This is a genomic window from Pseudomonas sp. FW306-02-D09B (genome assembly GCF_058782685.1).
Map to the genome: position 1 here is coordinate 85,041 of NZ_JBYSXY010000014.1, position 22,000 is coordinate 107,040.

The 22,000-nt window shown below is 60.4% G+C and carries 22 protein-coding genes and 1 pseudogene; 15 read left to right on the top strand and 8 right to left on the bottom strand.

Annotated elements, in window-relative coordinates:
* Positions 1–38: 38 nt before the first annotated feature.
* The 8 genes and pseudogenes from AC3WK5_RS21865 to AC3WK5_RS21900 form a co-directional block, all read left to right on the top strand.
* A pseudogene (locus AC3WK5_RS21865) lies at positions 39–287 on the top strand (sensor histidine kinase); the annotation flags it as partial.
* Positions 284–1,030: a LytR/AlgR family response regulator transcription factor gene (locus AC3WK5_RS21870; RefSeq protein ID WP_054594609.1), complete on the top strand. Its 747-nt coding sequence runs from the start codon at positions 284–286 to the stop codon at positions 1,028–1,030. The pseudogene AC3WK5_RS21865 and the gene AC3WK5_RS21870, both read left to right, overlap by 4 nt.
* A 138-nt stretch (positions 1,031–1,168) precedes the next feature.
* Complete coding sequence (gene hemC / locus AC3WK5_RS21875; RefSeq protein ID WP_103317891.1) at positions 1,169–2,110, top strand: hydroxymethylbilane synthase; 942 nt, start codon at positions 1,169–1,171, stop codon at positions 2,108–2,110.
* Positions 2,107–2,871 carry a uroporphyrinogen-III synthase gene (locus AC3WK5_RS21880; protein WP_103317889.1) on the top strand — a complete coding sequence of 255 codons (765 nt, stop codon included), beginning with the start codon at positions 2,107–2,109 and terminating at the stop codon, positions 2,869–2,871. Before hemC ends, AC3WK5_RS21880 begins: the two co-directional genes overlap by 4 nt.
* A 16-nt stretch (positions 2,872–2,887) precedes the next feature.
* The gene (locus tag AC3WK5_RS21885; RefSeq protein WP_103317886.1) at positions 2,888–4,012 is read left to right on the top strand and encodes a uroporphyrinogen-III C-methyltransferase; all 1,125 of its coding nucleotides are present in this window, start codon (positions 2,888–2,890) and stop codon (positions 4,010–4,012) included.
* Positions 4,009–5,247, top strand: coding sequence for a heme biosynthesis protein HemY (locus tag AC3WK5_RS21890; protein WP_054594605.1), 1,239 nt, complete (start codon positions 4,009–4,011; stop codon positions 5,245–5,247). The genes AC3WK5_RS21885 and AC3WK5_RS21890 overlap by 4 nt, the downstream gene beginning before the upstream one ends.
* A gap of 230 nt (positions 5,248–5,477) precedes the next feature.
* Complete coding sequence (locus tag AC3WK5_RS21895) at positions 5,478–6,029, top strand: disulfide bond formation protein B (RefSeq protein ID WP_103317884.1); 552 nt, start codon at positions 5,478–5,480, stop codon at positions 6,027–6,029.
* A 175-nt stretch (positions 6,030–6,204) separates the two neighbouring features.
* Positions 6,205–6,663, top strand: a complete 459-nt coding sequence (locus AC3WK5_RS21900; protein WP_054594603.1) for an Rsd/AlgQ family anti-sigma factor — start codon at positions 6,205–6,207, stop codon at positions 6,661–6,663.
* 69 nt (positions 6,664–6,732) lie between these two features.
* Here AC3WK5_RS21900 and AC3WK5_RS21905 read toward each other — a convergent pair whose 3' ends face one another.
* Complete coding sequence (locus AC3WK5_RS21905) at positions 6,733–7,398, bottom strand: FKBP-type peptidyl-prolyl cis-trans isomerase (RefSeq protein WP_103317882.1); 666 nt, start codon at positions 7,396–7,398, stop codon at positions 6,733–6,735.
* Positions 7,399–7,590: 192 nt separating this feature from the next.
* Between AC3WK5_RS21905 and AC3WK5_RS21910 the strand changes: the two genes are divergently transcribed.
* Positions 7,591–8,712 (top strand): AlgP family protein, encoded by a 1,122-nt coding sequence (locus AC3WK5_RS21910; protein WP_103317879.1) that lies wholly within the window; start codon positions 7,591–7,593, stop codon positions 8,710–8,712.
* On the opposite strand, the gene AC3WK5_RS21915 is transcribed toward AC3WK5_RS21910, so the two are convergent.
* Positions 8,709–9,173 carry a TIGR02444 family protein gene (locus tag AC3WK5_RS21915; protein WP_103317877.1) on the bottom strand — a complete coding sequence of 155 codons (465 nt, stop codon included), beginning with the start codon at positions 9,171–9,173 and terminating at the stop codon, positions 8,709–8,711. The genes AC3WK5_RS21910 and AC3WK5_RS21915 overlap by 4 nt on opposite strands.
* A gap of 50 nt (positions 9,174–9,223) precedes the next feature.
* Here AC3WK5_RS21915 and AC3WK5_RS21920 point away from each other — a divergent pair, with 50 nt between their 5' ends.
* Both AC3WK5_RS21920 and AC3WK5_RS21925 read left to right on the top strand, forming a co-directional pair.
* A complete protein-coding gene (locus AC3WK5_RS21920; RefSeq protein WP_103317875.1) occupies positions 9,224–11,134 on the top strand; it encodes an ATP-binding cassette domain-containing protein in 1,911 nt (636 codons plus the stop codon).
* Positions 11,135–11,322: 188 nt separating this feature from the next.
* Positions 11,323–11,955, top strand: a complete 633-nt coding sequence (locus tag AC3WK5_RS21925; RefSeq protein WP_103317873.1) for a LysE family transporter — start codon at positions 11,323–11,325, stop codon at positions 11,953–11,955.
* Between the two features lie 63 nt (positions 11,956–12,018).
* On the opposite strand, the gene AC3WK5_RS21930 is transcribed toward AC3WK5_RS21925, so the two are convergent.
* Genes AC3WK5_RS21930 through AC3WK5_RS21945 form a run of 4 tightly spaced genes read right to left on the bottom strand, consistent with a single transcriptional unit; the run spans position 12,019 to position 15,168 of the window.
* Complete coding sequence (locus AC3WK5_RS21930; protein WP_103322133.1) at positions 12,019–12,762, bottom strand: penicillin-binding protein activator LpoB; 744 nt, start codon at positions 12,760–12,762, stop codon at positions 12,019–12,021.
* A 3-nt stretch (positions 12,763–12,765) separates the two neighbouring features.
* Complete coding sequence (lpoB, locus tag AC3WK5_RS21935) at positions 12,766–13,353, bottom strand: penicillin-binding protein activator LpoB (protein ID WP_054594596.1); 588 nt, start codon at positions 13,351–13,353, stop codon at positions 12,766–12,768.
* A gap of 32 nt (positions 13,354–13,385) precedes the next feature.
* On the bottom strand, positions 13,386–13,757 hold the full coding sequence (locus AC3WK5_RS21940; RefSeq protein WP_103317868.1) for a YcfL family putative periplasmic lipoprotein: 372 nt from the start codon (positions 13,755–13,757) through the stop codon (positions 13,386–13,388).
* A 13-nt stretch (positions 13,758–13,770) separates the two neighbouring features.
* The gene (locus tag AC3WK5_RS21945) at positions 13,771–15,168 is read right to left on the bottom strand and encodes a COG3014 family protein (protein WP_103317866.1); all 1,398 of its coding nucleotides are present in this window, start codon (positions 15,166–15,168) and stop codon (positions 13,771–13,773) included.
* A gap of 308 nt (positions 15,169–15,476) precedes the next feature.
* Between AC3WK5_RS21945 and AC3WK5_RS21950 the strand changes: the two genes are divergently transcribed.
* Both AC3WK5_RS21950 and AC3WK5_RS21955 read left to right on the top strand, forming a co-directional pair.
* Complete coding sequence (locus AC3WK5_RS21950) at positions 15,477–17,375, top strand: FTR1 family protein (RefSeq protein WP_103317864.1); 1,899 nt, start codon at positions 15,477–15,479, stop codon at positions 17,373–17,375.
* Positions 17,376–17,508: 133 nt separating this feature from the next.
* Positions 17,509–17,964, top strand: coding sequence for a YaiI/YqxD family protein (locus tag AC3WK5_RS21955; RefSeq protein WP_103317861.1), 456 nt, complete (start codon positions 17,509–17,511; stop codon positions 17,962–17,964).
* A 185-nt stretch (positions 17,965–18,149) separates the two neighbouring features.
* Here the strand turns inward: AC3WK5_RS21955 and elbB are convergent, their stop codons facing one another.
* Complete coding sequence (gene elbB / locus AC3WK5_RS21960) at positions 18,150–18,815, bottom strand: isoprenoid biosynthesis glyoxalase ElbB (protein WP_103317859.1); 666 nt, start codon at positions 18,813–18,815, stop codon at positions 18,150–18,152.
* A gap of 115 nt (positions 18,816–18,930) precedes the next feature.
* On the opposite strand from elbB, the gene AC3WK5_RS21965 reads away from it, so the two are divergent.
* Positions 18,931–20,166: a sterol desaturase family protein gene (locus AC3WK5_RS21965; RefSeq protein ID WP_103317856.1), complete on the top strand. Its 1,236-nt coding sequence runs from the start codon at positions 18,931–18,933 to the stop codon at positions 20,164–20,166.
* Here AC3WK5_RS21965 and AC3WK5_RS21970 read toward each other — a convergent pair.
* Positions 20,147–20,779, bottom strand: coding sequence for a DedA family protein (locus AC3WK5_RS21970; protein WP_054594590.1), 633 nt, complete (start codon positions 20,777–20,779; stop codon positions 20,147–20,149). The genes AC3WK5_RS21965 and AC3WK5_RS21970 overlap by 20 nt on opposite strands.
* 207 nt (positions 20,780–20,986) lie before the next feature.
* Here AC3WK5_RS21970 and hemB point away from each other — a divergent pair, with 207 nt between their 5' ends.
* Entirely contained in the window at positions 20,987–22,000 is a 1,014-nt protein-coding gene (gene hemB / locus AC3WK5_RS21975) for a porphobilinogen synthase (protein WP_054594589.1), read from the top strand.

Consider the following 22,000-nt stretch of genomic DNA (forward strand, 5'->3'; position numbering starts at 1 on the left):
CAATTGTCGATCATGTGCTGAGTCTCCTCGAAGCGTGCGACGTCAGTGTCGAAGCCGGCTATAAGAGAAGAGGGGTGTTCATATTGTGTAGCAGCAATCCCCACGGTGACGCCACGTCGCGGCTGGCTTCGAATGGAACTGCGCAGGCACCGATAAATATTGCAACCCGACGTACGGCACTTTTTGGCGCTCGCGCTAGTCTTAGCGTGGATCGCGGTGACGGATGTCACTTCACCTGTCTACGCTATCCTTGTGCGAGACTCACGCAGGAATCCAGCGCAATATGAATGTCCTGATCGTTGATGACGAACCCCAAGCCCGCGAGCGCCTGAGCCGTATGGTCGGCGAACTCGAGGGTTACAGTGTCCTGGAGCCCAGCGCCACCAATGGCGATGAGGCATTGACCCTGATCGACAGCCTGAAACCCGATATCGTGCTGCTCGACATCCGCATGCCTGGCCTCGACGGTTTGCAAGTCGCGGCAAGGTTGTGTGAGCGCGAGACGCCACCGGCGGTGGTGTTTTGTACGGCCCAGGATGAATTTGCCCTGGACGCCCTGCAAGCCAGCGCGGTGGGCTACCTGGCGAAACCGGTGCGTTCGGAGCAATTGCTCGACGCCCTGAAAAAAGCCGAGCGCCCCAACCGCGTCCAGCTCGCGGCGCTGACTCGGCCGGCGGCAGAAACCGGCAGTGGCCCACGCAGCCATATCAGTGCGCGAACCCGCAAAGGCATCGAGCTGATCCCGTTGGCTCAAGTGGTCTATTTCATTGCCGACCACAAATACGTGACCTTGCGCCACGAAAGTGGCGAGGTTCTGCTGGACGAGCCATTGAAAGCCCTTGAAGACGAATTTGGCGACCGGTTCGTACGTATTCACCGCAATGCACTGGTAGCCCGCGAACGTATCGAACGGCTGCAGCGCACGCCACTTGGGCATTTCCAGCTCTTTCTCAAAGGCCTCAACGGTGATGCGCTGATTGTCAGCCGACGTCATGTCGCGGGTGTGCGCAAGATGATGCAACAGCTTTAGTCCGCTGTTCGCGCACGGATTTCACTCTCCTTTACCGGACAGGTGAGGCCAGGGAGGCTGCGCTGTTTCTGATACAAGTCAAAGCGGATTTGGCTGAGCTGTTATTATCCGCTGTATCTATTCAGTACGGATTGATCCATGTCCCCTCGCGAAATCCGCATCGCTACCCGCAAAAGTGCCTTGGCCTTGTGGCAGGCCGAATACGTCAAAGCTCGTCTGGAACAGGCCCACCCGGGTCTGGTCGTGACGCTGGTGCCTATGGTCAGCCGCGGCGACAAGCTGCTCGATTCGCCGCTGTCGAAAATCGGCGGCAAGGGCCTGTTCGTCAAAGAACTGGAAACCGCGCTGCTCGAAAACGAAGCCGACATTGCCGTGCACTCGATGAAAGACGTGCCGATGGACTTCCCCGAAGGCCTCGGCCTGTTTTGCATCTGCGAACGCGAAGATCCACGTGACGCCTTTGTTTCCAACACCTATGCAAGCCTCGACGAGTTGCCTCAGGGCAGCGTGGTCGGCACCTCCAGCCTGCGTCGCCAGGCACAACTGCTGACCCGCCGGCCGGACCTGCAAATCCGCTTTCTGCGGGGCAACGTCAACACTCGGCTGGCCAAGCTCGACGCCGGTGAGTACGACGCGATCATCCTCGCGGCGGCCGGTTTGATTCGCCTGGGCTTCGAAGATCGCATCAGCTCATCGATCAGTGTCGATGACAGTCTTCCAGCAGGTGGCCAGGGTGCCGTCGGTATCGAATGCCGCAGCGCCGACACTGACATTCATGCCTTGCTTGCCCCTCTGCATCACCAGGACACCGCCACGCGGGTCACTGCCGAACGTGCGTTGAACAAGCATTTGAACGGCGGCTGTCAGGTGCCGATCGCGTGCTACGCAGTGCTCGAAGGCGAGCAGATCTGGCTGCGCGGCCTGGTGGGTGATCCGAAGGGGGGGCTGCTGCTTCGTGCCGAGGGTCGTGCGCCACGCAGCGATGCCGAAGCCTTGGGTGTACGAGTTGCCGAAGACCTTCTTGGCCAGGGTGCCAACGACATTCTGAAGTCGGTCTATGGCGAGGCAGGTCACGAGTGACGGGGTGGCGCCTGCTGTTGACGCGTCCCGTGGATGATTCGGCGATGCTGACCGATATTCTTGCCGAAAAGGGGATTTTCAGCAGCAGCTTGCCGCTTTTGGAGATAGAGCCGACTCCTGTCTCTGAGACAATGCGCGAGGTGATTCAGGGTATGGATCGCTATTGCGCGGTCATTGTGGTCAGCAAGCCGGCCGCCCGAATCGGTGTGGATCTGCTTGATCGGTACTGCTCGCAATCACTGCGCTTGAAATGGTTCAGCGTAGGCGCGGCGACCGCGCAGATCCTCCAGGATCATGGGTTGGACGTCAGCTTCCCGGTGGAGGGCGATGACAGCGAAGCATTGCTTGAACTGACTCCGTTGCGCGAGGCTATCGCCCGGCCCGATGCTCGTGTGTTGATCATGCGCGGCGAGGGTGGACGTGAACTGCTCGCAGAGCGTTTGCGTGAGCAAGGTGCTAGTGTCGATTATCTGGAGTTGTACCGTCGCGGCTTGCCGCGCTATGCCGAGGGGGCATTGCCTGAGCGGATTCAAGCTGAACGCTTGAACGGCGTCGTGGTCAGCAGTGGGCAGGGATTTGAGCACCTGCGCCAATTGGCGGGCAGTGCCTGGCCTGAGTTGGCGCGGTTGCCTTTGTTTGTTCCAAGCCCTCGGGTAGCCGAGATGGCGCTGGCCGCCGGCGCCCAAACAGTTGTGGATTGTCGTGGCGCCAGTGCCGCGGCTTTGCTAACGGCGTTGCGGGAAACCCGGCCCGTTCTCTAATGCAAAGGATGGATACGTGAGCGAAACAGCCTTGCCAAAAGATAACGTCCAGCCAGCGCTCGATGCGTCGGTTGAAACTGTAAAGAGCCCTGAGCCGCGCCGTGGCTCAGGGCTGGTGATCCTGGCAATGTTGCTGGGTGCCGCGGGGGTTGCCGCTGGCGGTTGGGGGATCTGGCAGGTACGTAGCCTGCAAGCCAACAACCAGCAACAATTGGGGCAATTGCAGGCCCTGAACGATCAAGCACAAAGCCTCAAGCTCAATGAGCAGCGTCTGTCAGCCCGGCTTGAGCAATTACCGCCAGCCAATGAACTGGAAGACCGACGACGCCTGGTGATCCAGTTGCAGGGCGACCAGCAGCGCTTGAATCAGCGTCTGGAAACGGTTCTGGGCGCCAGCCGCAAGGATTGGCGCTTGGCCGAGGCCGAGCACCTGCTGCGTCTGGCCAGTTTGCGTCTGTCTGCCTTGCAGGACATCAGCAGCGCTCAGGCACTGGTGCAAGGTGCCGATGAAATCCTTCGCGAGCAGAATGATCCGGGCTCTTTCGCCGCCCGCGAGCAGATTGCGAAAAGTCTTGCTGCGCTGCGCAGTACCGAGCAACCGGATCGCACCGGGTTGTTCCTGCAACTGGGTGCCTTGCGTGATCAGGTGGCTGAACTCAGCGAACTCGCCCCGGAGTTTCATGAGCGCGATTCGCTCTCGGCCCTGACCTCCGATGGCGATGGCGCCAGTCGCTGGGCCCAATGGTGGGACCAGATTTCGCGCTACATTCGCATCGATTTCAATGCCGATAAAAACATTCGTCCATTGCTTGCCGGGCAAAGCCTGACTCAGGTCCGTCTGGCGCTGAGCCTGGCGCTTGAGCAAGCGCAATGGGCCGCGCTCAACGGCCAGGCGCCGGTGTATACCCAGGCGCTGACCGAGGCGCGGGATGTGCTCAAGGGCAGCTTCAATCAGGACAACCCGCAAAGCAAAGTGATGCTCGAACAGGTTGCCGAGTTGAGCAAACAACCGGTAACGGTCATCACGCCTGACCTGGCAACCACCCTGAGCACGGTGCAGGCCTACCTGGAGCGGCGTAACGTCAGTGCCGAGGACTCGGTGAAACCTGCCGCGGGCACTACGCCGGTGACCAGCCCATGAAGCGACTCTATGTGATTGTGTTTTTGCTCATCGCCGCCGCCGGGGCGTTGGGACTGGCCATCGCCCAGCACTCGGGTTACGTGCTGATCGCCTACAAGACCTTCCGCTACGAATCGAGCCTGTGGGCGACGTTGGCGCTGGTGGCGGTGATCTGGCTGGTGCTATGGGGCATCAAGATGCTGATCGAGTTGGTGGCCACTTCCAGCGGTGTAGTCAATCCCTGGTCGAACCGCAACCGCAGTCGTCGTGTGCAAGTGGCGATCGAGCATGGTCAGCTGGACCTGGCTGAAGGTCGTTGGGCCAGCGCTCAGCGTCACTTGTCTCGCGCTGCTGAAGCCGAACGCCAGCCGCTGCTCTACTACCTGGGGGCTGCGCGAGCGGCGAACGAGCAAGGTCGTTATGACGAAAGCGACAGCTTGCTGGAGCGTGCGCTGGAGCGTCAGCCTCAGGCCGAGTTGGCGATTGCCTTGAGTCATGCGCAGTTGCAGACCGATCGTGGCGATACCGACGGTGCGCTGACAACGCTTCAGGCCATGCACGAGCGTCATCCTCACAGCGTTCAGGTCTTGCGTCAGTTGCAACGTTTGCATCAACAGCGTGGCGACTGGTCGGCGGTCATTCGCCTGTTACCGGAATTGCGCAAGGACAAGGTTCTGCCGGCCAGCGAGCTGGCAGAGCTGGAGCGTCGTGCCTGGGGTGAAAACCTCACCCTGGCAGCTCGCCGGGAGGAAGACGGTACGGTTGGATTGCAGGCACTCAATCGCGCCTGGCAACAGCTGACTTCCGCTCAGCGCCAAGAACCGCAACTGGTGCTGGCCTATGCCGAACAGTTGCGACAACTGGGGGCTGAGGTCGAGGCAGAAGAGGTTTTGCGCGGGGCGCTCAAACGTAAATATGACAGCCATCTGGCGCGGCTATATGGCTTGCTGCGTGGCAGCGATCCGGCGCGGCAACTGCACGTGGCCGAGGGTTGGTTGAAGGACCATCCTGGCGACCCAAGCTTGCTGCTGACCCTGGGGCGGTTGTGTTTGCAAAGCAGCCTGTGGGGTAAGGCACGGGACTATCTGGAAAGCAGCTTGCGGGTTCAGCGCAACCCCGAGGCCTGTGCCGAGCTCGCACGTCTGCTGGCTCAGTTGGGTGACACCGAGCGCAGCAATCAGCTCTTCCAGGAAGGCCTGGGGCTGCTGGACAAGCGCTTGCTGGCTTCGCCTTTGCCGGTGCCCGCCCGCGCGTAAGGTGCTGGACGACCGGGTCGCCCGAACGGGCGCCCCGGCGTTTGAATACCGTAAAATTCTTCCTCGTCATGCCGGGTATAGGCAGCGTCTTACAAGGGACTACATTTGATCCTGTCTCTTCTGTCGGGATTTCCCTACATCTTTGGCGAAGTCTCCGCACTGCCTTGCCTTGAAAGGCCAGAGGGCTTTCCTCTACCGTAACTGCCTGTCTCTTCTGTTACGGATAAGCCATGTCTTTGGCCTGCACACGTTCCTTGTTTTTCATGGCTTTCATAGCGGGCGCCCTGGCCTTGGGCGCTTCGTACTATCTGGAGTTCTCTATCGGGCTCAAGCCGTGCGGGCTGTGCCTGTTGCAGCGGCTTTTTCTCGCCCTGTTCACGATGGTCTGCCTGATCGCCGCGCTGCACGGGCCCAGGCGCCTGGGCTGTTTACTTTATTGGCTGCTCGGTCTGTTCTGCAGTCTGGCGGGAATGGTGACAGCGTGGCGCCAGGTGGTATTGCAAAGCGATTCGGTTCAACACGTGTCGGGGTGCTCTCCCGGTCTGGAAGGCCTGTTCACCGATATGTCCTGGCTGCGTGTTGTGGAGAGGGTTTTCAGCGGAACGGCTGACTGCGCGGAAATTTCCTGGACGCTGTTCGACCTGAGTATTCCGGAATGGAGTCTGTTGTTTTTTGTCGGAGTGACGATTCTCGGGGCTTATCAGATCGTGCGGCTTGTCTGGTATGCGTATCAGCGACCGCCCAGCGGCGAGTCGTCGCACCGGGGCAGGGCGGGTGATTAAACACTTGTATGAACTTTATCTCCTGCGTACCTTGAAGCTGTTGGCGTGCGGGCATAATCTGGCCCGCACGTATCATTGGAATTGTTGCTCGATGGTGCTCAGCCTGGCCAAAACTTGATTTTCAAGTCTTGCGGCGAGTGCGGGCGGCATTACCCATAAGGGAAGAGAGATCACCATGCTCGAAAGTTGTCAGAATGCTCAGGAACGCTGGGGTGGAGTGCATCTGCTGATCGATCGTTGGTTGCAGGAGCGTCACGAACTGGTTCGAGCCTATGATGCTCTCGGCGCCAAGCCCGAGACTCTGGGCGAAAACCGCAAGCCGTTGCAGGAGTTCTGTGGTGTCCTGGTCGATTACGTCTCTGCCGGCCACTTCGAAATCTACGAACAACTGACGGGCGAAGCCAAGGCGTTCGGTGATACACGCGGGCTTGAATTGGCTGAAACCATTTACCCGCGCATCGACGTGATCACCGAGAAGCTGCTGGCGTTCAACGATCTCTGCGATGCAGGCAAGTGCGTTGCCGAGAAATTCCAGGAGCTTGGCGGTCTGTTGCACGAGCGCTTCGAACTGGAAGATTGCCTGATCGAAGTGCTGCACACGGCCCACAAGGAAGAAACTCCAGAGCAAGCCTGAGTTTCTCCTCGATATAAACGATCCCTGAAACGGTGCGCATTGCGCACCGTTTTTCGTTTGGGCGATTGCTCAGCCCGTCGCGCCGAGCAGTTCGATTTCAAACACCAGCGGCGTGAACGGTGCAATCAGGTCCCCCGCGCCATCGGCGCCGTAGGCTTGCGCGGATGGAATCACCAGGCGCCATTTCGCCCCCACCGGCATCTGTTGCAACGCACTGCGCCAGCCACTGATCACGCTGTCGAGGCTGAACCATTGCGCCTGGTTGTTCTGATCGAACACCGTGCCATCGGGCAGCTTGCCAATGTAGCGAACCTGCACCTTGCCATTGGGTCCGGCCTTGGCGCCGCTGCCCGCGACCAGTTCGGTCAGGAGGATGCCATCCACCAATTCGCGAACCCCTGGTTTTGCCTTCTCGGCCGTCAGGAAACGTTGCTCCTTGTCCAAGGCAACTTCGCTTTGCGGCACGGCGGGTTGCTCGGCCATTTGTGCTTCGTGCTCGGCGAGAATCTGCTCGATTTGCTGATCCTTCAGCGCCAGTGGCTTGCCTTGATAGGCTTGTTGCAATCCCTCCACCAGTGCCTGGATTTGCAGATCGGGAGCCTCCAGCCGCAGACGTTCACCCAGGCTGGCACCGAGGCTGTAGGCGAGATCATGGGCGTCGGTTTCCGTGGCTTTTTCTGCGGCTTGAGCCATTGAAAAAAACACGCACAAGGGTAAAAAAAGGTAACGCGACATGGGCACTCTCCAGCCTGAGATGGGGAGGATTATGCCAGTGAGAATGCTGTGACCGGTGAACTGCTTTTAAGTGTGCGCAGAACATTTTCAAATCGCTGCAACGCCCGGCACTCGATACTGTCAACATGCCCTAGCGGCGGTAGCAGCAGAGGTCTAGTATGAGCCGCACTCACGTCAGCCAGGAGGTAAACCATGTCGGCCAATAAGAAGCCTGTAAATACTCCGTTGCACTTACTCCATCAGCTCTCGGGCAGCTTGCTCGAGCATTTGGAAAACGCTTGTTCCCAAGCCTTGGCTGATGCTGAAAAACTGCTCGCCAAACTGGAAAAGCAGCGCGGAAAAGCACAGGAAAAACTGCACAAATCTCGCACCAAATTGCAGGACGCTGCGGCGGCCGGCAAAGCCAAGGCACAAGCCAAGGCCAAAGATGCGGTTCAAGAACTTGAAGACCTGCTGGACGCGCTCAAGGAGCGTCAGTCCGAGACTCGCAGCTACATTCTGCAACTCAAGCGTGATGCCCAGGAAAGCCTGAAACTGGCCCAGGGTATTGGTCGCGTGAAAGAGGCTGTCGGCAAAACGCTGACCCTGCGTTCGGCCAAGCCAGCCGCCGCTGCTGGCACCACGAAAAAACCGGCTGCCAAACCGGTAGCTGCCAAACCGGTAGCTGCCAAGGCACCGGCCAAGGCTCCAGCGAAAGCCGCCGCCAAACCTGCAGCGAAAAAACCAGTCGCTGCCAGTGCTGCCAAACCGGCTGCCAAACCGACCGCTGCCAAACCAGCTGCCGCTAAACCAGCAGCCAAACCGGCTGCTAAAACTGCCGCCGCCAAACCTGCCGTAGCGAAAACTGCCGCAGCGAAACCAGCTGCAAAAACTGCTGCAAAAACTGCTGCCAAACCAGCAGCCAAAACCGCTGCGGTGAAACCGGCTGCCAAGCCAGCTGCTAAACCGGTTGCTGCAAAACCTGCCGCCAAGCCAGCGGCCAAAACCGCAGCTGCCAAAGCGCCGGCCAAGCCCGCAGCTAAACCCGCCGTCGCTGCCAAGCCAGCAACGTCCAGCGCTGCCAAACCGGCTGCTGCGAAACCTGCAACGTCTGCTGCCAAACCAGCAGCCAAGCCGGCGGTGAAAAAGCCAGTCGTGGCCAAACCCGCTGCCGCTAAACCAGTCGCTGCAAAACCGGCAACCGCACCAGCGGCTGCCAAGCCTGCGACGCCTGCACCGGCGGCTTCACCTGCTCCATCCGCGAGCACGCCAGCCGCTTCGCCTGCACCGGCAGCGGCTGCAAGCACTGCCAACACCCCGACCAGCGCTTCCTAAGTGCCGGTTACCGCGACGCGCAGCTGATTCAGCGCGTCGCGGTTCAGGTTGGCGGCGCTCGCCGCCAACCCTTCCAGCCACACGGCCAGGTCTTTGGCTTGACCCTGCGGCCATGCTTGCGCCGCATTTTCCAGACGCAACAACAGTTGCCGCTCCGCTTCCAGCTCCAGAGCTTTGACTTGCGTGCGTAACGTATTCAGTTCCTCGTCGTCGAGGGCAGCGGCTTTCCATTGCGTGCGCAGTTGTTGAAGCGGTTGCACGACTTCCGCATGCCATGGCCCGGCCAGGTGCTGGAGGTGTTGCAGGCGTTGTGCATTGCATCTCACGCCGCGCTGTCCGAGCCAGGCGGCGCACAACAACAGGCAAACGTCGGCGCCGGCTGCTTGCAGCTTCAGGCAGGCGTCCTCAACACCCGCTCGGGTGTAGAGGGTCAGGGAAAAGCTCCACAGGTCAGAGGACATAGTGCTACTCGCGCCAGTTGCGAGCGAAGCTGGTAGACTCCGCCGCCATTATGATTCGACTTCAGAACCTGACTTTACAACGTGGCCCGCAACGTCTGCTAGAAGACGCCGAGCTGACCCTGCACGCCGGTCACAAAGCCGGCCTGATCGGTGCCAACGGCGCCGGCAAATCCAGCCTGTTCGCCTTGATCCGGGGCGAACTGCACCCGGACTCGGGTGACTGCTTCCTGCCGGCCGACTGGCGCATCGCCCACATGCGCCAGGAGATCGAGACGCTCGAACGCCTGGCGGTCGACTACGTGCTCGATGGCGACCTGCGTCTGCGTGAGGTGCAACGCGACCTCGCCGCCGCCGAAGCGGCCCATGACGGCGCCGCACAGGCGCGTCTGCATGCAGAACTCGACAGCGCCGACGGGTACACCGCCGATGCCCGGGCGCGTAAGTTGCTCGCGGGCCTGGGGTTCACCAACGAACAGATGGATCGTCAGGTCGGAGATTTCTCCGGTGGCTGGCGGATGCGCCTGAACCTGGCGCAGGCGCTGATGTGCCCGTCGGACCTGTTGCTGCTCGACGAACCAACCAACCACTTGGACCTCGACGCCATTATCTGGCTGGAAGAGTGGCTCAAGAGCTACCCCGGCACCTTGCTGCTGATTTCCCACGACCGCGATTTCCTCGACGCCGTGGTCGATCACGTGGCTCACGTCGACCAGCGCAAGATTACCCTCTATCGCGGTGGTTACTCGGCGTTCGAACGTGCCCGTGCCGAACGTCTGGCCCAGCAACAACAGGCCTACGAGAAGCAGCAGGCGCAACGTGCGCACATGGAAAGCTACATTGCCCGCTTCAAGGCCCAGGCCACCAAGGCCCGTCAGGCCCAGAGCCGGATCAAGGCGCTGGAGCGGATGGAAGAGCTGTCCGCCGCCCACGTCGATTCGCCGTTCGACTTCGTCTTCCGCGAGTCGGTGAAAATTTCCAGCCCGTTGATCGACCTCTCCGACGCCCGTCTGGGTTATGGCGAGCGAGCCGTTCTGGAGAAGGTCAAGCTGCAACTGATTCCTGGCGCACGGATCGGTTTGCTCGGCCCCAACGGTGCCGGTAAATCGACCCTGATCAAAAACCTCGCCGGTGAACTCGAACCGTTGTCCGGCCGCTTGACCCGTGGTGAAAACACCGTGGTCGGTTACTTTGCCCAGCATCAGCTGGATTCGCTGGATTCCAAGGCCAGCCCGTTGCTGCACTTGCAGCGTCTGGCTCCGACCGAACGCGAGCAGACCCTGCGCGACTTCCTCGGCGGTTTCGACTTCCGCGGTGCAAGGATCGACGAGCCGGTGCTGAATTTCTCTGGTGGTGAAAAGGCCCGTCTGGCGCTGGCGTTGATTGCCTGGGGCCGGCCGAACCTGTTGCTGCTCGACGAACCGACCAACCACCTGGACCTGGAAATGCGCCTGGCGCTGACCATGGCCCTGCAGGAATTCAGTGGCGCAGTGCTGGTGGTCTCCCACGATCGTCATTTGCTCAAAAGCACCACGGATAACTTCTTCCTGGTGGCCGACGGCAAGGTCGAAGAGTTCGACGGCGATCTGGAAGACTACGCCCGTTGGCTGGTCGATTATCGCCAGCGCAATGCGCCGGTGAATAACTCGCCGGTCAATCCGGACAAGACCGACAAGAAAGCCCAGCGTCAGGCCGCTGCTGCGTTGCGTCAGCAACTGGCGCCGCACAAGCGCGAAGCCGACAAGCTCGAAGCCGAGCTGGGCAAGTTGCACGAGAAGCTGGCGAAGATCGAAACCAGCCTCGGCGACAGCGCCGTCTATGAAGCCGCCCGCAAGGACGAGTTGCGTGATCTGCTGGCCGAACAGGCCAAGCTGAAAGTGCGTGAAGCCGAGCTTGAAGAAACCTGGATGGAAGCCCTGGAACTGCTCGAAAGCATGCAGGCGGAGCTGGAAGCGCTGTCCTGACGGGGACGCTGCCAGCGTTCGGTATGACGCTGGCGCGGCAGCGAAGCGTTGTCGAGCAGCTTCGGAAAATAGGCCAGGCTGCCGCTAACGCTGGTCGGTATGGCCATTTTTCTGCAAAAAATCGATAGTCATTCGCAGGCCAGCGCATTAGCTTAGACGTCTATAACGAGTCTGAGTCGAGGTGTGCGATGGTGCTTGAGACATGGCTGGCGTTTTTTGCCGCCTGTTGGGTGATCAGTCTTTCCCCGGGCGCCGGTGCTATTGCGTCGATGTCCTGCGGTTTGCAGTACGGTTTCTGGCGTGGCTACTGGAACGCCCTGGGCCTGCAACTGGGGCTGGCGATGCAGATCGCGATTGTCGCTGCCGGTGTGGGCGCAATCCTCGCCACGTCAGCCACGGCCTTCTACGCGATCAAATGGTTTGGCGTGGCGTACCTGGTGTATCTGGCGGTCAAGCAATGGCGCGCACTGCCCAGCAACATGAGCGATGACGCGGCCATTCGGCAGATCGGCAAACCGCTGGCGCTGGTCTTTCGCGGGTTCCTGGTGAATGTCAGCAACCCCAAGGCGCTGGTATTCATGCTGGCGGTGCTGCCGCAGTTCATCGACCCGCACGCGCCGTTGGTTGCGCAGTACCTGATCCTTGGCGTAACCATGATCTGCGTCGACCTGATCGTGATGGCCGGCTATACCGGCCTCGCTTCCAAGGTACTGCGACTGCTGCGCACACCCAAGCAACAACGACGGATGAACCGGACGTTTGCCGGACTGTTCATTGGTGCGGCCGGGCTGCTGGCGACCATTCGCAGAGCCGCGGTGTAACACCCGCAACGCACAAAAAAGGCGACCTCAAGAGGTCGCCTTTTTCGTTCCCGCGAATGTTACTTAGCGCAGAATAACCGGCGCCGTATCCTGCGGCAGGTTATTGCGCAGTGGCGCTTGCCCCGGCTGTTGCTGAACGCCGCGACCGAGTTGCTCGCCTAACTGACGGGCCACGTCCTCACCCAGCGACTTGGACACATCACGTACCACCCGTGGGCGATTCAGCGACACTTTGACGTCGTTGCCGTTGACCAGCTTGGTGTCCTGGCCTTCACCCATGGCGGTGAACGCCGAGGTGATTTCAAACGTCCGGGTATTGATCAGGCTGAAGTCCGCCACCAGGTTCAGGCCGAGAATCGCCGAGTAGCTGTCGGTGTTGGCCAGCGAGGTGATGTCGCGGGTGAAGTCGATATCCGACAGGGTGCCGAACAGCACATAGTCGGCGCCCTTGTAGTTACCGGCCTTGATCCGCTTGATCACATCAAAGACGTCTTCCTTGGACTTGGCCGTGTACGGCGTGCCTTGCACCAGCTGGAACATCCCGGACTTGAGAATCTCGCCCTTGATGTCGCCGGTGAACTTGCGAAGCTCGCCTTGCTCGATATAGCTGCTGCTGGCCTCGACCTCGTTGTAGCTCGACGAGCCGCTGGCGTGGTACATGCCCGCCTGCATGTTGCTCTGTGCGGAGACAATGTGGATGTACTGCTCCACCCGCTCTTGGTAGGCGAGGTCGGTGACCGCGATTTTCGGGGCCGCCTGCGCGCCAAACGCGCAGGCCAGGGCCATGATGCCAATCCATGCACGCATTGCTTAACGCTCCGTGGTTTTGCGGATCTCTTTCTCGTCCATCCACTCGGCCAGGCCGCTTTCAACGTCGATCAGTTGCAGGCTGAACTTGTAGAAAACGTCCTTGTAATCGCTGCTGCGCTTGACGATCGAGCTGATCGAACCTTCAAGACGGTATTTGGCGGCGATCATGTTGCCGGTCTTGGCCACGGTACCTTTCTTGTACAGGCCGCTCTGGTTTTGCAGCTTGAGCTGGTCGACCTGGCTCTGCATCGCGGTGTTGTCGCTGGCAAAGCGGGCGGTACCGGACTTCATCAGTTGAGTCTTGATGCTGGTGGTGATTTCGCGGGTATCGATGTATTCGCTGGTCTTGTTCTTCACGTCGTAGACCTGCACGACCGGGCGGCCCTGCAAGATGCCGGACTGGGCCAGAGAGCGGGTCATGGATTCCGCGATCATCTGCAGGTCAGTGGAACCGAACTCGTTGGTCACCAGCTCCACAGCCTTGCTGTCGCCGTAACCGATGTTTTTCCCGCCCAGGACCGGCGAGTTGTTGGCGCAGCCGCTGGCCAGAAGGGCGACCACGGCGAGGAACGAAAAGCGTGCAAACATGGGAGTGTCTCTCTGTCACGAAATAGGGGGGCTTAAGGGGTTTTGACTTCAAGGCGGAAGTCGGTGGCCTTGGGGACAGGCGCGATGGCTGGCAGGAACGTGGCCTGCGCGGCATACAGGTTCAGGGTTTTCCAGCTTTCTTCATCGGCCACCGGGAAGCCGTCATCGCCCAGCCAGACGAAGCGGTAGTACATCGTCATGTTGGTGTGGCTGGTGTTGTTCAGCGCGACCTTGACGGTCAGGAAACCGTTTTCACGGGCGACCCGCATCGCGCCGATGGCGATGTTGTTGAACTTGTTCACCACCACGACTGTGCTCGCGGCACTGCCAGGCGCAGGTGGCGGTGGGGTGGCGCAACCGGCCAGCAGAGCCAGGGTGGCGACAGCAATCAGTTTGAAACGCATGGAGAAGCTCCGCTTAAGGTTGGTTGACGCTGGCCACGACTTGCGGGGTGGCGCTAGGGATCACGTGGGCGGCGGCGCCACTGGCGAACACCTGATTGCCCACCGTACGCAGGCTGATCACCTGGAAGCGCTGATCGACCTTGACCGTGATTCGCGAACCGCCCAGAGCGTTTGGCAGGCTCAGTTGATGCTCGCCTTTGGCCAGGCGTAGGCGCACCACCTGGGTGTTGTCGGGCAGGGTGCGCCAGGTGCGGGTATCCGCCCCTTCCATCACCGCCGACGAAATACCTACGGCCAGGCCGGCCAGTGGATTGGTCTCGTTGATCTTCTTTTGCGCCACAGCGCGAGTTATCGCGCGGACGGTGGTGCGCAGGATGATCCCGGGCATATCGTCACGCAGTGCGCGGCGGGACATGGCCGTAGTGCTGTTGAGCTGGGTCAGGTTCTGTTGCTGGCCGTCGACGCCGATCTGCGCGTACGTCACGGTCGAGGTGTCAGGCTTGATCACCGGGAATGACAACGGCGTGATCACCACGTTGTTGCTGATCGGCAGTGGCAGCGGGATGCGAATCGAGTCGCGGGCCGGCGCGAGGCCGCTTTGCACGACGATCAGAATGTCGCTTTCTTCGCTTTTGCCAGCCGGCTTGTCCAGGTTCAGCAGCGCTTGTTCGAGCAACGGCGTGTTGGGGCGCAGTTCGGCGGCTTTGCGATAGCCCGGCGCGGCCAGGTCTTTTTCACCCAGGGCTTCGTAGACGAAACCGGCCAGGTAATGACTGAATGCGCTCTGATAGCTGTTCTTCAGGCCGACCACTTCAGGCGCGTCGAGACTCGCCACCGGGTAACCCTGCAGGTCCTTGTACTGAGTCTTGACGCCTTGCTTCTCGGCCTCGTCCTCGCGCTTGAGGTATTCCTTGTCGCGCAGTTCGGCGATCACCGCTTCACGTTCGTGGGTTTTCTTGATTTCGGTACGGGCACCGTCGAAATCGTTCACCGCCAGCAGGTTCAAGGCCATTTGCGTGGTCAGCATGACTTTTTCGTAGTCATAGCCTTCGTAGCGGCGGACCTTGTCATTGACCAGAAAGCTGCCGAACTGGGTCAGGTATTTGTCGGTGTCCAGCTTGACCGACTCTTCCCAGGTACCGACGACCTGGTCCGCGCTTCTCCAGGCGGTCTGGCTGCCGGTCAGGTCACCCTTGGCGCGCAGCAGTTCACCTTTCTCGAAGTAATAGAGCAGGTCCTTGTTTTCACCTGTGTTGTTCTTTTCCAGCAGTGTCAGTGCGGCGTCGACGTGACCGCTGGCCAACTGCTGGTTGGTTTGCTGCAGTTCTGTGTCGTAGCTGCGAAAGGCCGAACAACCGGCAAGCAAAGTGACTGCGCTGAGCGCGATCGAGGTGAGGGCGCGGGATGCCATGAGTACTTCTTCCCTGAGTTTAAACAGCCGAGCGTGCTGGTCGGGCTGGGTGAACCAATCGACAGGGAAAATGGCTTTCCATGCCAAATCCTCATAAAAAGAGGAGCTTAAATGCCCGATCGCAATAACGAGGGCGCGGCATTATAGGCGCGGATACTGGCCATGTAATGGCTTTTTAATTTCATTTTTTCTAGAGGTGCCATCATCTGGGAGGTGTCCGAATCCTCGAACTGTGGACGACAAAGCTTGAGCGGAAAGCATTGAGAGTGAACAATGTGTTACTTCGTATTATCAATTGAGATTCATTCATGACTGCCCCGTCCCGTTTCCTGGCCTGGCTGGTGTTCCCTTTGTTTGCCCTGTGCAGTTTCAACCTGCTGGCCGACACGCTGGAAGGTGCGCCACAGGCACTGCATTTACTCGATTACATCGGTGCCGATTATCCGGCGACCGTGGAGGCGGGCCAGGTCATCGATGACGGCGAGTACCGCGAACAGCTGGAGTTTCTTGGCGTCTTGCAGGGGCTGATTGTTGCGCTGCCGGCCAAACCCGAGCGAGCGGAAATTGAGCAGGGCGTGAGCAATCTGCGCAACGCGGTGACCCAGCGTCGGGACGGTGCGGAGGTGGCCCGACAGGCGCGGCAATTGGGCGCGAAACTGGCGGTGGCGTATGAAGTCAGTCAGGCACCGATCATTACCCCGGATCCCACGCGCGGTGCGCCGTTGTACGCGCAGCACTGCTCGGTGTGCCATGGCGACGCCGGTGCCGGTGATGGTCCTGCAGGTGTTGGCCTGACGCCGCCACCGGCCAATCTGCGTGATGCCACGCGGCTCGACCGCCTGAGCCTGTACGCGATCTACAGCACGTTGGGGCAGGGCATCGAAGGCACGGACATGCCAGCCTTCGCCGATCAACTCGACGAGCGTCAGCGCTGGGATCTGGCGACCTACATCGCCGCGTTCAGCGCCGATCCGGCTGCGGCCAAAAGTGAAAAGAACTTCAACCTTGCCGACCTTGCCCGGCAGACCCCGATGGAAGTGCTGGCGGCCGAAGGCCCTCAGGCAGCCGCCACGTTCCGCGCTCAGCGCGCCCAACCGCCGCAGGTCAAGCGTGGCCCGGCGCAGTTGCTCGATTACACCGCCGCGACCCTCGACAAGAGTCTGGCCGCGTACCGTGCCGGCGAGCGCGAGCAGGCTTATGACCTCTCGGTAGCGGCGTACCTGGAGGGCTTCGAGCTGGTCGAAAGCTCACTGGACAACGTCAACGCCGTGGCGCGTAAAGACACTGAAAAATCCCTGATGGCTTACCGTCAGTCGTTGCAGGACGGGCTGCCGATCGAGCAAGTCGAGCAACGGCTGGCGTTTGCCAAAACCAAGCTGAAGGAGTCCGCGGACCTGCTGGGCAGCGATGGTTTGAGCTGGTCGCTGAGCTATGTCTCCGGCTTGCTGATTCTGTTGCGCGAAGGGCTGGAAGCGATTCTGGTCCTGGCTGCGGTGCTGGCGTTCTTGCGCAACACCGGTCAGCAGTCGGTGATTCGCAGCGTCAACATCGGTTGGGGATTGGCGCTGGTGGCCGGTCTGGCGACCTGGGCGCTGGCGGCGTACGTGATCGATGTCAGCGGTGCCCAGCGCGAGTTGCTGGAAGGCTGCACCGCGTTGTTTGCCAGTGTCATGGTGCTCTGGCTCGGGGTGTGGATGCACGACCGTCGCCACGCGGCGGCCTGGCAGGATTACATCAAGAGCAGCCTGGTCAGCGGCGGTGGGCGTTTCGGGTTTGCGGCACTGGCGTTTTTCTCGGTCTACCGCGAGCTGTTCGAAGTGGTGCTGTTTTACGAAACCCTGTGGCTGCAAGCCGGCCCGGCCGGGCATAACGCGGTATTGGCAGGTGGCGCCACGGCGCTGGTGCTGTTGATCGGTCTGGCCTGGGTGATCCTGCGCGGCTCGGCGAAACTGCCGCTGGCGCTGTTCTTCGGGATCAACGCCGGTTTGCTCTGCGCGTTGTCGGTGGTGTTTGCCGGGCATGGCGTCAAGGCCTTGCAGGAGGCCGGGATCTTCGGCACTCGTCCGGTGCCATTCTTTGACTTCGACTGGCTGGGGATTCACGCTGACGCCTATTCGCTGGGTGCACAGGCGGTGGCGATTCTGGCGATTGTCGTGCTGTATAGCCGTAGTCGCATGACGGAGAAGCGGCGGGTGCAAGTCTCTTAACCGTATTCGCTGCGCTCATTATCGCGGGCAAGCCTTGCTCCTACGGATTCGTGTCGTTCACGTGTTTGTGGCACGACAGGAAACCCTGTAGGAGCAAGGCTTGCCCGCGATGCTTTTGAAAGAGGTAAACACAATGCGTGTCTGGATCGATGCCGACGCCTGCCCTCGTGCAGCCAAGGACCTGGTGGTGAAGTTTGCGCTCAAGCGCCAGTTTGAGGTGGTGATGGTGGCCGGGCAGCCGCAGATCAAGCCGGGCCTGGCCCTGGTGAAGTTGATCGTGGTGCCGAGCGGCCCGGATGCAGCCGACGATTACCTGGTGGAGCACGCAGTCCCGGGTGAGTTGGTGATTTGCAGCGATGTGCCGCTGGCCGACCGCTTGGTGAAAAAAGGCGTTGCCGCGCTGGATCCGCGGGGCAAGGAGTTCGATGTGCAGAACATGGGCGATCGGCTGGCGGTGCGTAATCTGTTCACCGACCTGCGCGAGCAGGGTCAAATGGGGGGTGGGCCAGCGCCGTTTGGCGACCGGGAGAAGCAGGCGTTCGCCAATGCGCTGGACCGGATCATCACCCGGCTATCCCGAAAAACCTGATCAGCACACCGTTCTGTGGCGAGGGGGCTTGCCCCCGTTGGGGCGCGAAGCGGCCCTAATACCGGCAACGCGGTTTCTCAGGATGATTGCGTTGGGTGGTTTTACGACTGCTTCGCAGTCGAACGGGGCGGTGCGGGGGGCCGACAAGCCCCCTCGCCACAAAGCTCTCGACTGTCAGAGAAGGTTTACGCATTCTCGTGAGTCAGTTCCAGTACCCGATCAACCAGCTTGTTGATCCCTGAAGCCGCTTCGCTGATTGATTGCGCCAGCATGTAGGCCGGAGTGCTGACCAGTTTGCGTGCCTTGTCTTCGATGATCTCGCCGACGGCGCAATCGACATGGGTCGCGCCCATACGGGTCATGGCGGCGGCGGTGTCGGCGTCGTTGCCGATGGTGCAGGTCACGCCCGGGCCGTAGATTTTCGCCGCCAACGCCGGCGAGATGCAGATCAGGCCAACCGGTTTGCCGGCTTCGGCAAAGGCTTCGGCCAGCGCCAGGACATCGGGCTGAATGCTGCAACCGGCGCCTTCGATGGCGAAGTTGGACAGGTTCTTCGCCGCACCAAAACCACCGGGCACGATCAACGCATCGAAGTCTTCGGCGTTGGCCTCGCGCAGGTCTTTCACTTGCCCGCGGGCAATGCGCGCCGACTCCACCAGCACGTTGCGCGACTCGGGCATTTCTTTGCCCGTCAGGTGGTTGATCACATGCAATTGCGTGATATCAGGGGCGAAACATTGCACCTGCGCGCCGCGTTGGTCGAGGCGCAGCAGGGTCATCACGCTTTCGTGGATCTCGGCGCCGTCATACACGCCACAGCCGGAAAGTATCACTGCAACTTTTTTGCTCATGGGTTCTTCTCCAGTTTCATGGCGTTAAATGTCCACTAATTTGTCACTCGTTGCCATAGGGTTATTTCACGGCTACACCTAGGATCAGTCATCACCATTGCGATCAGGTCGCGTCATGGACTTCATTCTGTATGCGGTGCCGTTTTTCTTCGTGTTGATTGCCGTCGAGCTGCTGGCGGATCGTTGGCGCGGGGTGCGTAATTATCGCCTGGCCGATGCGATCAACAGCCTCAGCACCGGCGTGTTGTCGACCACCACCGGCCTGCTGACCAAAGGTGTGGGGCTGGTGACGTACGCGTTTGCGCTGAAGCACCTGGCGTTGTTCGAGCTGTCGGCCGAGAGCATTTGGGTCTGGGTGTTCGCCTTTGTCCTCTATGACTTCTGCTACTACTGGCTGCACCGCATGGGGCATGAGCGCAACATCCTTTGGGCGGCGCATTCGGTGCATCACCAAAGCGAGGACTACAACCTCTCCACGGCGTTGCGCCAGACCAGCACCGGGTTCCTGCTGAGCTGGATTTTCTACCTGCCGATGGCGGTACTTGGCGTGCCGCTGCTGGTGTTCGTCAGCGTCGCGGCGCTGAACCTGTTGTATCAATTCTGGGTTCACACCAAGCACATCCCCAAGCTCGGCTGGTTCGAATGGTTCTTCGTCACGCCCTCCAACCATCGGGCTCACCATGCGCAGAACGCGCTCTACATGGATCGCAACTACGGTGGGGTGTTCATTATCTGGGATCGGCTGTTTGGCTCGTTCCAGGAAGAGGACGACAACGAACCGGTGATTTTTGGCGTGACCACACCGTTGGCGAGCTGGAATCCGTTGTGGGCGAATGTGCAGTTCTATGCGCAGTTATGGGCCGATGCACGACGCGCCGAACGCTGGTGGGACAAGCTGCGAATCTGGTTCATGCGCACCGGTTGGCGGCCGGCAGACGTGGCGGCGAAGTACCCGATGAACAAGCCGGACCTGAGTCAGTTCCGCAAATTCGAGGTGCCGCTGGACGGACGACAGCAGGTGTATATCGCGCTGCAGTTTTGCTTGTACATCGCGCTGGGTAGCTACCTGATGAATCTGCAGCGAAGCTTGCCGACCGCGGCCCTGGTGTTGGGCTGGGGGGCGGTGGCGCTGGGTTTGTTTGTGCTGGGCGTGGCCCTGGAGAATCGCCCGCAGGCGTTGAAACTGGAGTTGCTGCGGCTGGCGCTGAATCTACCGCTGGTCTGGCTGGCGCCGCTGGTCGGGCTATGGCCGGCCAGCGCGGTGGGCTGGATCGGCCTGCTCAGTTACAGCCTGCTCAGCGGCATCGGTCTCTACTGCTGCAAAAACCGCATCACTCGACTGGCGTCGTAGGTTCGCTGCTCTTGGCCTTTTCAGCTTGCAGGAGCTGATCGTCTTCGTAGATCTGCTTGGCGAGGCGAGCATTCTTGAAACGCCGGCGCAGCCACAGGCAGAAGCCCAGCACCAGCAGGGCGCCGAGTACCCACAGTTCGTACTTCTTGACGCTGCCGAGCATGCCTTCGAGCACCGCGCCAAAGTGGTAAGCGGCAGCCGCCAGGGCACTGGCCCAGATCGCTGCACCAATACCATTGAGTATCAGGTAGCGTCCCGGCGGGTAACCCGACAGGCCGATGGCCACGGGCATCACCGTGCGCAGGCCGTAGACGAAGCGAAAGCTCAGCACCCAGATGTCCGGGTGCTTGCGGATATGCTCCAGCGCCCGATCACCCATCAGTTGCCAGCGTGGTTTGCGCGCCAGCAGTTTGCGGCCGTGCTTGCGCCCCAGGAAGTACCACAGCTGATCGCCGGCGTAACTGCCGAAGAACGCCACGATTACCACCAGGTTGATGTCCATGTATCCGCGGAACGCGAGGAAGCCTGCGAGTACCAGAATGGTTTCGCCTTCGAAGAACGTCCCGAGGAAAAGGGCAAAGTAGCCGAAGTCATGCAGAAATTGTTGGAGCATTGTCTGGGTGCTGGCGAAATGAACGCGCAGCCTAACCCTTCAGGCACATTCAGGAAAGTGTCGAAATGTGTCTCGACGTGAACATTTCCTACAAGGACAATGGTTGCGACTACAGGTCGCAGGGGTGCACATAACTGTAATGTGTTGGTCATAATGACCGCTTATAACTGTCACGCTCGCCCGTCAGCGCGGGCTCAGGAGTCTGCCGTGAGCTTTACCCCCGCCAATCGTTTGTTTCCTGCAACCCGCCTGCGTCGCAACCGTCGTGATGAATTTTCTCGTCGTCTGGTCCGTGAAAACGTCCTGACCACCAATGACCTGATTCTTCCGGTCTTCGTGCTCGACGGCGAAAACCGTCGCGAAGCGGTTACCTCGATGCCAGGTGTCGAACGCCTGACGATCGACCTGTTGCTTGAAGAAGCGGCCCGGTGGGTCGAGCTGGGCATTCCAGCCGTGGCGCTGTTCCCGGTGACCCCGGCCGAACTCAAATCCCTCGACGCTGCCGAGGCGTGGAACCCGGAGGGTATCGCCCAGCGTGCCACCCGTGCCCTGCGTGCACGCTTCCCGGAGCTGGGGGTGATTACCGACGTAGCGCTGGACCCGTTCACCACCCACGGTCAGGACGGTATTCTGGATGAAGAAGGGTATGTGCAGAACGACGTCACCGTCGATGCGCTGGTCAAACAGGCCTTGTCCCACGCCGCTGCCGGTGCGCAGGTGGTGGCTCCGTCGGACATGATGGACGGCCGCATCCAGGCGATTCGTGAAGCGCTGGAGCTGGCCGGTCACGTCAACGTGCGGATCATGGCTTACTCGGCCAAGTACGCCAGCGCCTATTACGGTCCGTTCCGCGATGCGGTGGGTTCGGCGCTGAACCTGGGCAAGGCCAACAAGGCGTCCTATCAAATGGACCCGGCCAACGGCAACGAAGCCCTGCACGAAGTGGCGGCGGACTTGTCAGAAGGCGCGGATATGGTCATGGTCAAGCCAGGCATGCCGTACCTGGACATCCTTTACCGGGTCAAAGAAGAATTTAAAGTGCCGACCTTTGTCTATCAGGTCAGCGGTGAATACGCGATGCACATGGCTGCGATCCAGAATGGCTGGTTGAGCGAAGGGGTTATTCTAGAGTCCCTGACCGCTTTTAAACGTGCTGGGGCTGATGGCATCCTGACTTACTTTGCCGTACGTGCCGCTCAATTGTTACGAGAGCAACAATAG